The following is a 12,156-nucleotide window of genomic DNA, read 5'->3' on the forward strand; positions in this document are numbered from 1 at the left end:
GTGGTGGGTCAGTTGATATGAATGACAGGAGTAATTCCATGTACCGATCTTTTTTAGCCGCAATTGCCGCGCTTGTTACCACATTAGCCCTCAGTGCTTGTGCCGAACCCACCGAGCCCAAAGAACCTCAAGCGCAGAACCTAACTACCTATAAATCCGCTACCTGTGGCTGCTGCAAAGTTTGGGTGGACCACGCTCGCAACAGCGGCTTCGAAGTGGTGGCAAAGGATGTCGATGACCTCAACGGCGTCAAAAAACAGCACGGAATCGAACCCCGCTACCAGTCTTGCCACACCAGTGTGTCCAAGGAAGGCTATGTTTTCGAAGGGCATGTGCCAGCCAAGCTGATTCAGCAATTTTTGCAAAGTCCGCCTAAGGGTGCGCTGGGGCTGGCTGTGCCCGGTATGCCTCTCGGAAGCCCTGGCATGGAGATGGGCGATCGCTTTACCCCTTACCAGGTAATGCAGTTAAACAAGGACGGCAGCAGCGTGGTTTATGCAGAAATCAACGCGGCCGGAGAACAGTTCTGAGGACTGTCGATGACAAAACCTCCGCGGTGCGGCTCGGTTTCGCGCCGCACCTTTGTAACCGGAATCAGCGCCGGCTTGGCCCTGCTGGGCCTGCCCGGCTCCCCTACCCCCGCCAGGGCGCGAGTCCCCCCTCCCACGACTTTAACTGGCGAGAATTTCTCCCTGCAGATAGACCAAAGGGCAGTCAACCTGACCGGACAACCCCGCAACGCAATTTCAGTTAACGATTCTATTCCCGGCCCAATCCTGCACTGGCACGAGGGGCAAACTGTCACTCTCAATGTCCTTAACCAATTAGATAAAAACACTTCGATTCACTGGTATGGCATCAGGGTGCCCAATCCTATGAATGGTGTACCAGGGCTCAATTTCTCCGGTATTAGGCCCGGGGAAAATTTTCGATACCGCTTTAAAGTCACACAAAGCGGAACTTACTGGTATCACAGTCACTCCGGCTTCCAGAGGCAGCAGGGACTCTACGGTGCTATCGTCATCGATCCAGCTGGGGAAGACCCGGTGACCTATGACCGGGACTATGTAGTGTTGCTCTCCGACTGGAGCGATGAATCCCCCCAGCGGATTTATTCAAACCTGAAGAAAGATGGCCACTATTACAACCGGCGCCGCCACCGCACCACCACAGATCTCTGGCGAGATGTACGCGCGAAAGGCATAGAGCAAACCTGGCGTGAACGACACCCATGGAACTTCGCAGGCATGTCTGATCGAGATGTGTCTGATGTCACAGGCTACACCTACAGCTACCTGATCAATGGACAAACTCCGGAAGACAATTGGACTGCCCTATTTGCCCCCGGTGAGATAGTACGGCTGCGTTTTATCAACGCCTCTGCCATGACAATCTTCGACCTACGCATTCCCGATCTGGATATGACCGTGGTGACTGCTGATGGCCAGAATATTCAGCCGGTGAGAGTGGATGAATTCCGCCTAGGTACTGGGGAAACCTACGATGTGGTAGTTAGGCCCAGTGGCGACAGAGCCTACACCCTTTTTGCCCAGGCGATCGATCGCGGCGGTTACGCTCGCGGTACCTTAACGCCCGCTCAGAGTCTTTCTGCCGAAGTTCCTCCCATGGATCCAATCCCTATTCTCGATAAGCGCGATATGGGATTCACCCGTGCCAGTGGTGCTAGAGCTGCTGATAGACAGCCCACTGCAGAAGAAGGCAATGCCAAACTGGCCCCCGCTGGCCTGGGAAGCCATAGCCCCATCATCCACCAGCCAACAGAAAAGGGGCATGGCGTAGCCCTGCGCGCGCTCGCTCCCCAAAATGGAATGGATGATCCCGGTGTTGGACTCCGTGAACACCAGCAGCGTTACAACCGCCGCATCCTAACCTACAGGGATCTTCGCAGTCTCACACCATCATTAGACCAACGCCAACCGCAGCGAGAACTACAACTACATCTCACCGGTAATCCAGCTCGTTACCTATGGTCCATTGACGGTGTTAAATATAAAAACGCCACACCAATATTATTGGCTTATGGCGAGCGTCTACGTATCACTCTGGTGAACGACACCCTACTCACCCAGCCCATGCACCTGCACGGTTTATGGAGTGAGTTGGAAACTGGTGACGGAGAGTATTTACCTCGCAAGCACACGGTGATGGTGCAGCCCGGTGCCAAGATCAGTTACCTAGTAAATGCCGATACCCGGGGGCGCTGGGCATTACACTGCCAAATGCTTTATCGCACATACGGTATTTTCCGAGAGGTGCGCGTGGTATGAGGCGCACTCTCTGTACCAAAGCGACAGTGATAATAATTGTTACCCTGTGCTTGCAACTGGGTTTTCAAGCAGCTAAAGCGCAAAATCGGGAAGACCAGCACCACAGCTTCCAAGCCCCCTCAGAAGGATCAGTCGCTGGAGAGGACAATGGTATGGCCGGGGAGGGGGACAAGCCGGTAGCCAAACTCAGCCTTGACCAATTCGAACGGCGCGGTATGAACGGCGCGGCAATCGAAGGCGATTTCAGTTATGGAGATGACGTCAATAAAGTAGTGCTGGAAGTAGACTTTGAGCGGGGAGGAGGAGAAACGGAAAAAAATGAGCGATGACTGGTCTACAGCCGGTCCATTTCCAAAGATTGGAATTTCCTCGCCGGCTTCCGACACGACCTACAGCGGGAAACTACCAGCCGCAACTGGCTGGCGATTGGGCTGGTTGGAGAAACCCCTTACTCATTAGAAATGGATGCAGTGCTATTTTTGGGAAGGAACGGCAGTACAGCTTTTCGCCTGGAAGGGGAATATGATGCAAAGCTCGCAGAAAAAGTGAGCCTTATTCCGCGCTTGGAGCTGAATTTCTTTGGCCAAAATGATGAAATCGCTGGCAGTGGCAGTGGATTGTCTCAAATAGAAATAGGCTTGCGCCTACTCTACGAAATTCACCCTAAATTTTCCCCCTATATCGGCGTTCACCATGAACGAGTTGTGGGCAATGCCGCAGATTTTGCCCGTGAAGAAGGGGAAAAGGTATATAGCACCGTGTGGGTTGTCGGTTTTCGCGCCTGGTTTTAGTTCCCGGTTCTATAAAAAATTCTGTTCACAACAAACTATCCGCCAAGTAAATGCAGCAGGAAACCAGAATTTTTCTTGGCTTACAGTCGCAATTCACACTTTTTCTTAGGATTCATTAATAGAGAGATTTTATCAAATTTGAAAGATTAGAAAGGCAATATGCTTATACTGGTAAATATTCCTTACAACAAGCAAACTCAAAATTTTTAAAATGGCAGAATACAGAAACAACTTCTATTAATTGTATGAAATTATTACATCAGGAAAAAATGGTATAGAAAGGGCAAAAAGTGTCGTACATAAACACTTCAGCTCTACACTTTATTCACTCACCATATGTGCAGCAAGATTTCTCCTCATTGAACCTCATAGGTCGCACCAAGCCTATATGGGGTAAACGGGAGTCCAGACGATACGCAAGTGAAATTCTTCTACGTAAAGTATCAATAACTCCAGCGATTACTATTTCCTTACTAATGGGGATGCTGGCTATCGAAGGACAATCCCAAGAGGATTTACATCATGGCCTTCAGTATCACTCCACATCTGGAAGTAACAATGATGCAACCCTAGGAGAAGACAAACCCATCGCCAAGCTCAGCCTTGATCAATTTGAATTACAAGGTAATAACGGAGCCACCATTGAGGGGGACATCAGCTATGGTACAGACCAAAGTAAGCTATCCGCAGAAGTAGACTACGAGCGTTCCAACGGGGAGACCGAGGAGAATGAGCTATGGGGCATTTACAGCCACGCAGTTTCTGCTAATTGGAATATTCTCGCAGGAATTCGTCATGATTTTTACCTGGAGAATACCAGCCGCAATTGGTTTGCAATTGGTATTATTGGCGAGACCCCCTACTCATTTGAAATGGACGCTGTATTTTTCCTTGGTCGAAGCGGCAGCACTGCCCTTCGCATAGAAGGAGTTTATACATTTAAACTCTCAGAAAAGTTCAGTTTAGCACCCCGTGCAGAATTTGATTTTTTTGGGCAAAATGACAAAAGTTCAGACGGAGGGTCTGGTCTATCTGAAATAGAAATTGGCATACGTTTACGTTATGAATTTCATCCAAAATTCTCCCCATATATTGGCATACATCAATATCGCAATATCGGAAAAACTGCAGACTTTGAACGCGAAGAGGGAGAAAAAGTATACGATACCGTGTGGGTTCTGGGGTTTCGAGCTTGGTTATAAACCAAAGATCATTCCCCCTTAGCGAACATTGGCACTATTAAAATAGCGGCACCTCTGAAAATTTACCATTTTCACCCTATGAACCTTAAATCTTTATGTGCCCAACATCAAACAGGATGGCAAGAATAATTCGCAGAGGTGCAAAAAAAGTCAGCCAAGCAGCTAAAGCGTTAATCTTCTTTAAATATTTCCCTAATTCCGAAATTGTAACCCACCACTGGAACCGTTAGGTGATTCTCCCCCTTAAATACTTTTTTCGACAATTTAAGGCTAGGATAATTGCGCGAATCTAACCTGCGCACAAGTTGTTTCATGTCCTTCACCATAGACCCTTCTTCCTTACCGACAAACATGAATATATGCTTATCCATATCTGCATTATATTCCGCATAATATCGTTCCTTGGCAAGGATCACTTTATCATCCCACCAGACACTAGGGCTTGCTATGATGTAACGATGAAAGCTATCTGGCTGAGTAAACAAAGTATGAAGAGCAAACAATCCCCCTAAAGAATGCCCCATAAAGGTCTGATCCTGTTGATCAGCAGGGAAAGTATTGTTAATAAAGGGCTTTAACTCTTTGTTAATAAACTCAAGAAACTGATTCGCACCACCCCCCTGAACTTCCCCATCCATCTCCACAGCAGTTGGCGTCAAATCGAGACGCCGTAACTTCCCCAAACTATCATCAACATAATCAATGCCCACAAAAATAAAAGCCGGAATCTTTCCTGTTACACTCTGCTTGAAGAAATTTGGAGCCATCATTGGAAAATCGAGATAACCATCCACCATATAAACAACTGGATATTGAACGGTATCGTTCTCGGGATCGTACTCTTTAGGCAATAGAACATCAATTTGATACTGACGCGCCAAGAGGTCTGACTGGTAATGAAAAGACAATATTTCGCCACGAGTAAAAGAGACTGGCTCGGCAGTTCCTGCAGACACCGCCCCCACAGAAACAACAAGTATAAAAACAATCGTTGACAATAATATTCGCATAAACTTTCCCTACCTGAATGAAATTACTATCACCAATGCAATCAGCGACACCCCAGTTTTTAATTCAGAGCAAACCATAATGTCAACTTAGACACAATAATTAATAGCCATGTAAACAGATAGGCATAAAACTCACATTTATTTAAAAACAAAAAACTCGCGGACTGCAGCCTTTCATAACCTCAAGTAAAGATAAACCAACACAACATCCTGCAATTTTGCAAAATAAGACGTCATTGTATCTTTTAAGACAACTTACCCAGGATCCACTCTAATCTTTATCCTATACGTTGAATATGGCGACACACTCGATTCTCAAATAGCCTAAACCCAATATCCAAAACTACTGTTACCCGCTACAAGAAAATATTGAATCACCATTTTAACCCCGGAAATTTAGGCAACCTTTACTAACTGAAGCGTAAAAATACCACTCAGCGGCAACCCAGTATTCTGACGCACCAGAGTCAGCAGGAATATAATACTCCCAGGTTATCAATAGGGTCGAAGTGAATAATCTAGCTCTAGTAAAACAGCAGAATTTTATGTCTTTTCATTACTTACAATACGCTTAAATACTTTCCCAGATAGACGCAGCAGCTGCGCTCGGCTCAATAGTCGAGAAAGTAAAACAAGTGCCCATTTTTGCTTACCTGACAGTACATAACTTTTTTTGGAGAAGAATGCTTTTAGCCCTATTTGAGCGACGTACTCAGCAGTTTCGTAAATACTCTCATCCACCTTGACTTGATTATTCGCCACCTCAGCAAAGTTTGTCTTGGTTCCACCGGGGCAAAGGCAGGTTACTGTTACACCGGTTCCTTGTAGTTCATTGTGCAGAGCTTCCGAAAAATTCAGTACGTAACTTTTGGATGCAGAGTAGACTCCAGCATAAGGTACCGGCATCAGGGCTGCTCCAGAGGCAACATTAATGATACCGCCTGTTTTTTTAAGTCTCATCTCTGGTAGAAATAAGTAACACAGCTCTGTAAGGGTGTTAATATTGAGCTGCAACATATCCCTATAGGTTTCAAGAGTGAAGCTTTCAAAGCTTCCCCACTTGCCAAAACCTGCGTTATTAATGAGAATGTCAACTTCAATACCCATCTCTTTAGTTTTATCAAAGAGCTTTTGCGCAGATCCTTCTACGCTTAAATCCATAGGAATAAAGCTTGTATCTACTGGGTATAATTCATTAATTTTTGTTGCGATATTCGATAAGGAGTCTTCAGATCGAGCAACCAAAATTAGGTTTGCACCCCTTTTAGCACATTCATACGCAAATGCTTCGCCGATTCCCGAAGAAGCTCCCGTAACTAAAACAGTCTTTGATTTCATTTACTACTATCCCAATACAACTCAAATCCTATTTATTTAGGTCGCCCATTCGATCCCGACATCGGGCAGGTGTGCAGACAAAATCCTTTATAGCCAGTGCTCAGGCAGAGCCCTTGCCCATATCCAACGAAGCTCCGGTTATCAATATAAATTGTTTATCCATCTGCATTTCCCTCTCGAAAGATACTCAACTGAGTTGGCAAGACCGTCTTTATGGTTGAGTAGCCAGCTCAACCTGTTCCTCTACAGTAAACTTCCTCCACCAGGCCTGTGTCGGGGCGGGCGTAAGCACATTCACCGGAGCACCGATAACAGGCGTAAGAACTGTTGCCCCATGAGCTTCTGCGGCCATTGACGCGCGCTCTAGGGGTTCAAACCAATCGTGCAGGGCAAGATCAAAGGTACTGTTGTGGATAGGAACCATGGCACGGCCACGCAAATCCAAATGAGCCTGCACACTCTCCTCCGGTAGCATATGGACTTCACTCCACAGATCGTTGTAAGCACCGGTTTCTATCAGGGTTAGATCAAAGGGCCCGAAGCGCTCCCCGATTTCCCGAAAGCCACCGAAATAACCACTATCACCGCTAAAGAAGATTCGTGCCTCGTGCCCTGCAATTACCCAGCTGGCCCATAAAGTTTTATCCCTATCAGTTAGGCCGCGCCCGGAAAAATGTTGCGCCGGAGTGGCCGTAAATTGCAGACTCCCTATTGAAAAGGACTGCCACCAGGCCAGTTCGATAATCTTGCCTGAAGCGACCCCCCATCCCCGTAAGTAATCGCCTACCCCTGTAGGAACAATAAAGCGTTCAACTTTCTTATCCAGGGTGCGCACGCTGGTTTTATCCAGGTGATCGTAGTGATCATGACTGATTATTACGGCTTTTAACGCCGGCAGATCTTGTAGAGACAAAGGTAGCGGATGGAAACGTTTCGGCCCCATCCACTGTACTGGTGAAGCCCTCTCACTGAATACCGGGTCAGCAAGCACAAACTCCCCATCAAGATGGATCAAAACGGATGAGTGCCCCAGGCGATAGATCGTGGGCTGCCCCTCATTATTTGTGAGTATTTCCTTTGTGATCGTCTGTAGCGGAAGAGGTGCTCTAGGTACCGGTGCCGCCCTCTCAGCACGGGCATAGGCTGCAATGATGTCCACCATCTTACCCAGCCCCGCTTTATAAACGGTCTCCGTGTTTTGAAACTTTTGCGGCTGTGTAGCACAGCTATTAAATAGACCAACGGACATACCTATCACTCCTAGCAATAACCACCAGCGCTTCTTCATAGATGCCACCAAGTAAACTATACAGTACAGTTTATTTTCGGTAGAAGAAAAAGTAAACCAGTTAGTGTAAAATTAATCACTTAGATTAATTCCCCGCCAGGTAGCTTTCCTGACGCAAGCAGAGATATCGAGAGTCACATGAGTGAAAAGAAGCTGACCAGAAGCGAAATTAAGCGCCAGGCCATTATTGATGCCGCTAAGCAGGCCTTTCAGGAACTGGGCGTTCAGGGAACCAGTATGGATGAGCTGGCAGCACGTGCCCAGGTGTCCAAGCGCACGGTATATAACCACTTTGCCAGCAAGGAAGCCTTGGTAATGTTTTTGATTGGCGAGCTCTGGCAGCAGGCAACCCAGTCCCCAGGCTGTGACTACAACCCGGATAGCGACCTTTATGCTCAACTACACACGCTTTTGGCGCTGGAAATTAAAACTATCTGCAACCCGCAGTATATTGAACTAAACCGTATGGCCTTCGACTACTTCTTCCACCAGCCGGAAGCCCTGCGTCAGGAAATGGAAAAATACAAAGCCCATGAAACCGGCGTACAACGCTGGATTAAAGCCGCCGCAGCCGATGGCCGACTGAAGCCACTGGACCCAGAAATCGCCAGCGGGCAGATACACAACTTAATTAAGGGAAGCTGTTTTTGGCCACAAATGTTACAACTCTCCGGCCCGCCTAGCTCAACCGAACAAGCCGCACTGGCGGAGCGTACTGCGGAGATGTTTTTGAGTCATTATCAGGTTTAATACTCTGATTGGCAGCTCTAAATAGCAATCAGGATTCCCCAGGAAACTCAACTGCAAAAATAAATCAGGTATGTCAATATCGTATTAATCTTCCCTTAGGCTATTGAGCCTAGGTTTAATGGCTCAGGATATATACTGACAATGATTAGAAGCTACAACCCAAACGACATAGAGCCCATCTTAAATATTTGGCTAAAAGCCTCCATTAGGGCACATAATTTTATCGCAGCTGACTTCTGGGAGTCTCAAATAGGTAATATGCGCGATATCTATATACCAAACTCAGAAACCTATATCTATGATATACACTCAAAGATATATGGCTTTTACTCTCTAGCTGACAATACTTTAGCCGCGCTTTTTGTGGATCCAGAATTCCAAGGCCAGGGCATTGGGAAACGGCTTATAGCACACGCTAAATCACAGAGAAACCCGTTAAACCTAACGGTTTACAAAGAGAATGTTAATAGCTATCAGTTTTACCTATCTCAAGGCTTTCACTCACAAAAAGAGCAAGTAGATAATCATACGGGACATATTGAGTGCTTGATGAGCACAAAGATATAAAGTGCCTACCCCCAAAATATAAGTAAAAGACAATGCTCCCTGACAAGATATATTTAATCGACAAATCAAAAGAGCTGACTCAAGCATGGCACCAGGCTTTTAGTGATATTGAGATTTTTGAAATTATTGAGGGTGATTATTTCTCAAAACCTGCCGATGCAATGGTAAGCCCAGCAAACAGTTTTGGAATTATGGATGGAGGCCTCGACCTGCCGATTAGAAATGAATTAGGGTTTGAGGTGGAAGATCAGTTACAAGAGCGAATTAAATCTGATTTTCATGGTGAACTGCCCATTGGATCAGCAATAGTGATTTCAACCTCGAATGCCAACTGGCCTTACATGATTTCTGCCCCCACTATGCGTACTCCTGAGGACATATCAAATACCATGAATGCCTACTATGCTTTCAGGGCCATTTTAAACTCAGTAAAACTATTCAATAAGTCAGGCCCCACGAAGAAGATAAACTCCATAGTTTGCCCAGGCTTGGGCACTGGCATTGGGAATTTACCGGCTAGGCGTTGTGCTGGCCATATGCGAGCAGCCTACAATTACTTATCCAAACCTCCTAGAATTCCCAGCTTTAAAGAAATTCATGAAACCCATAGAAAACTGCAAATCACATACTAAATAGAGCCAGTGCCCTATTGGAGTAGCTCAACGTAAGTAATGCACATCGTAAAATACAAAAAGGCCCCTAGTGGGGCCTTGTTTGGTTAGTTGGATTTATAGTTTTTCCCAGGCCATCTGCCAGTAGCTACCTCTGCCAGGTTCATACTGGTTTGCACTTCTGCTCCACTGGACACAGTAGCCAGAATTAGGGAAGGGCTTACATTGATAAATATTCCCATCACTGCCCATTACTTTAGTTCCTGCCGTATAGGATTTTAGACCTTCGGGGAAAACAAAGTCGTAGTCACCTGCTGGCGGTGGAGAAGTTTCGTCTTCCATCAAGTGGAAATCTTGTGTAGTTTGATCAATCAAATTGCCATCAATATCTTTTGTCACAATAACGAGCATATGATGGCCAGGTTCAGACTTTGAAAGTGTCAAAGTCCTATCTAATCTCTGACCGTCACTCATGTTGACTTCATAATTAGCCAGTGTTTCACGAGCATGGTTCAAGACTTTTAGCTCAGCCCTGATATTTCCTTTTGCGGTGAGAGCAAGCTGTAGTGAGAGTGGATCATCAGATATTGTGTACATATCCTCAAGTCCTGACACATTTAAATCATAATCTGGTGTTGGACTATTGATTTCATAATGAATTTCAACACGCTCTAAACCGCTGCCATCCTGTAAATATATTGGGTTTGAGCCAAAGACAGGGCTAAATTGATCTTCGCCATTAAACTGGCCTGCGCGAATACTGGTCTGTTCTTGATTGATTTTGGTTGCAAGGTCATGTGCCCAGTTATTAGCCATACCCTGCTCATCAGTAGCAATTTCCAGCACTGTTGCATAAACTGGCTCTTCATTACTGCTACTATAAACACGTGTGGAAACTTTATCGCCAACTTTTAAGTTTTGTGTTGGATTAATTGTTCCACCTTGATTCCATTCTGATTCGGGTATGCCATCGCCATCAAATTCTACGTCGATAACATTGTAAAAGGCCGCGGCTGTATCAGCCACATCCCACACGGCAAGGATAACTTGGTACCCATCTCGCTCAGGAACCACGCATTCGTGATGCATATCAATGGGTGGCTTTTGATTATTTCCATCAATAGTACAGAATGGATTTAAATCAAATGAAGCTCGGGATAATGGTTGATTGGGGTTCCAATCCGGTTTGGTAATATAATATTTCCAGTCACGAGCTACGTGATTCGCGGTAAAGTGCCACTTAAAAGTTTGTTTACCAGCAGTTATGGGAGTTTTCAGCCAGCGGTCAGCAGTTTGTTCATTTAATGGTGACCATACATTACTACCGGCACTAGCGATCATGCCATCAGCAGGGCCACTCTCTGGAAACCCTTCCGGCCCTTCAACACTTTGCGGCTCCCATTGAACGGCTCCACAATTTATGTTTTTTTGACCTGTAGAGGCTAGAGGGTATTTACATAAAGTACCCCGCGCAGATGCCACACCTCCACCATATTCTTCTACGTAGCCATGGCCAATTGTATTAGAGCTGACCCCCACCAGAATCATCGCCAATAGAGTTTTGTTTAATGCAGGTTTCTTCAGTGACGAAACTGCTTTTTTCATTCGTAAAGTCATATCAACAGCCATTATTTATGCATGTGCGATTTCCTTCCTGGGTTTATTTACTTCCTTATTTTTGCCCGACCAAGTAAACATCGCTTTATTTAAAAAATACTTGTGAGGCGTTATTGTCAGGTTAATGGACTTTGACCTTTAGATACGGTTCCAAATAATTTCGCAATTATGCAAACATAGTGAAAATTTGTCACCAAAAGCCATACCGCCATTTTGAGAAAGAAATAAATTATTCATTTAAGGGAATTTCTATTTAAACTTACTGTCCTGATAAAAGAAAAATAAAAACCGCATATAAATATTTAGAAAGATCTAGACAGATAGGCAACGGGAAGTAACTACCTAGACAGCAAGAAAATCTCTCTGAATATATGACTAAAAATTAGGAATTATTCTTAAAAAAATAATCAAGACTAGAAGACCAATAAACACCTCATTTTTATTTAGTAGTCATAAAGCTACACATCCCTGTGTTACCTAGACATATTCACTCAGTAGACGAGTCTTCTAAAAACTGGCTAAAGGGCAAAAAGATTAAATCATCCATATGTTATGCCGCCATAAAAGGTCTACTGAGAGGCAGGGGCAGAAGGAAATGAAACCCTCAAGGCCCAACTGCCAAAGGAGTCATTTATGCTCCAAAATCTAAAAATACTATTCTTTACACCTCAATATCTAAGATTAGACGCAACCC

At 45.3% G+C, this 12,156-nt stretch carries 12 protein-coding genes; 8 read left to right on the forward strand and 4 right to left on the reverse strand.

Annotated features, from left to right (window positions below; all coding sequences use genetic code 11):
• The first annotated feature begins 38 nt into the window (after nucleotides 1-38).
• The 5 genes from ACJJJA_RS20290 (at nucleotide 39) to ACJJJA_RS20310 (ending at nucleotide 4,281) form a co-directional block, all read left to right on the forward strand.
• The gene (locus ACJJJA_RS20290; RefSeq protein WP_444903206.1) at nucleotides 39-530 is read left to right on the forward strand and encodes a DUF411 domain-containing protein; all 492 of its coding nucleotides are present in this window, start codon (nucleotides 39-41) and stop codon (nucleotides 528-530) included.
• A gap of 9 nt (nucleotides 531-539) precedes the next feature.
• On the forward strand, nucleotides 540-2,288 hold the full coding sequence (locus tag ACJJJA_RS20295; RefSeq protein ID WP_444903207.1) for a copper resistance system multicopper oxidase: 1,749 nt from the start codon (nucleotides 540-542) through the stop codon (nucleotides 2,286-2,288).
• Complete coding sequence (locus ACJJJA_RS20300; RefSeq protein ID WP_444903208.1) at nucleotides 2,285-2,617, forward strand: hypothetical protein; 333 nt, start codon at nucleotides 2,285-2,287, stop codon at nucleotides 2,615-2,617. The genes ACJJJA_RS20295 and ACJJJA_RS20300 overlap by 4 nt, the downstream gene beginning before the upstream one ends.
• Nucleotides 2,618-3,079: a copper resistance protein B gene (locus ACJJJA_RS20305; RefSeq protein WP_444905266.1), complete on the forward strand. Its 462-nt coding sequence runs from the start codon at nucleotides 2,618-2,620 to the stop codon at nucleotides 3,077-3,079.
• Between the two features lie 290 nt (nucleotides 3,080-3,369).
• A complete protein-coding gene (locus ACJJJA_RS20310) occupies nucleotides 3,370-4,281 on the forward strand; it encodes a copper resistance protein B (RefSeq protein WP_444903209.1) in 912 nt (303 codons plus the stop codon).
• Between the two features lie 170 nt (nucleotides 4,282-4,451).
• Here ACJJJA_RS20310 and ACJJJA_RS20315 read toward each other — a convergent pair whose 3' ends face one another.
• From ACJJJA_RS20315 to ACJJJA_RS20325, 3 genes are all read right to left on the reverse strand, one after another.
• Nucleotides 4,452-5,291 carry an alpha/beta hydrolase gene (locus tag ACJJJA_RS20315; protein WP_444903210.1) on the reverse strand — a complete coding sequence of 280 codons (840 nt, stop codon included), beginning with the start codon at nucleotides 5,289-5,291 and terminating at the stop codon, nucleotides 4,452-4,454.
• A 543-nt stretch (nucleotides 5,292-5,834) separates the two neighbouring features.
• Nucleotides 5,835-6,629 (reverse strand): SDR family NAD(P)-dependent oxidoreductase, encoded by a 795-nt coding sequence (locus ACJJJA_RS20320; RefSeq protein ID WP_444903211.1) that lies wholly within the window; start codon nucleotides 6,627-6,629, stop codon nucleotides 5,835-5,837.
• A 211-nt stretch (nucleotides 6,630-6,840) separates the two neighbouring features.
• Nucleotides 6,841-7,917, reverse strand: a complete 1,077-nt coding sequence (locus ACJJJA_RS20325; protein ID WP_444903212.1) for an MBL fold metallo-hydrolase — start codon at nucleotides 7,915-7,917, stop codon at nucleotides 6,841-6,843.
• Nucleotides 7,918-8,055: 138 nt separating this feature from the next.
• Here ACJJJA_RS20325 and ACJJJA_RS20330 point away from each other — a divergent pair, with 138 nt between their 5' ends.
• The 3 genes from ACJJJA_RS20330 to ACJJJA_RS20340 all read left to right on the forward strand — a co-directional run bounded on the left by ACJJJA_RS20330 (nucleotide 8,056) and on the right by ACJJJA_RS20340 (nucleotide 9,866).
• A complete protein-coding gene (locus ACJJJA_RS20330) occupies nucleotides 8,056-8,667 on the forward strand; it encodes a TetR/AcrR family transcriptional regulator (protein ID WP_444903213.1) in 612 nt (203 codons plus the stop codon).
• Between the two features lie 141 nt (nucleotides 8,668-8,808).
• On the forward strand, nucleotides 8,809-9,234 hold the full coding sequence (locus tag ACJJJA_RS20335; protein WP_444903214.1) for an N-acetyltransferase: 426 nt from the start codon (nucleotides 8,809-8,811) through the stop codon (nucleotides 9,232-9,234).
• Nucleotides 9,235-9,266: 32 nt separating this feature from the next.
• Complete coding sequence (locus tag ACJJJA_RS20340) at nucleotides 9,267-9,866, forward strand: macro domain-containing protein (protein WP_444903215.1); 600 nt, start codon at nucleotides 9,267-9,269, stop codon at nucleotides 9,864-9,866.
• Between the two features lie 96 nt (nucleotides 9,867-9,962).
• Here ACJJJA_RS20340 and gbpA read toward each other — a convergent pair whose 3' ends face one another.
• Entirely contained in the window at nucleotides 9,963-11,474 is a 1,512-nt protein-coding gene (gene gbpA / locus ACJJJA_RS20345; RefSeq protein WP_444903216.1) for an N-acetylglucosamine-binding protein GbpA, read from the reverse strand.
• Nucleotides 11,475-12,156: the final 682 nt, after the last annotated feature.

Source organism: Microbulbifer mixtoriginis (SeqCode) (assembly GCF_052466865.1).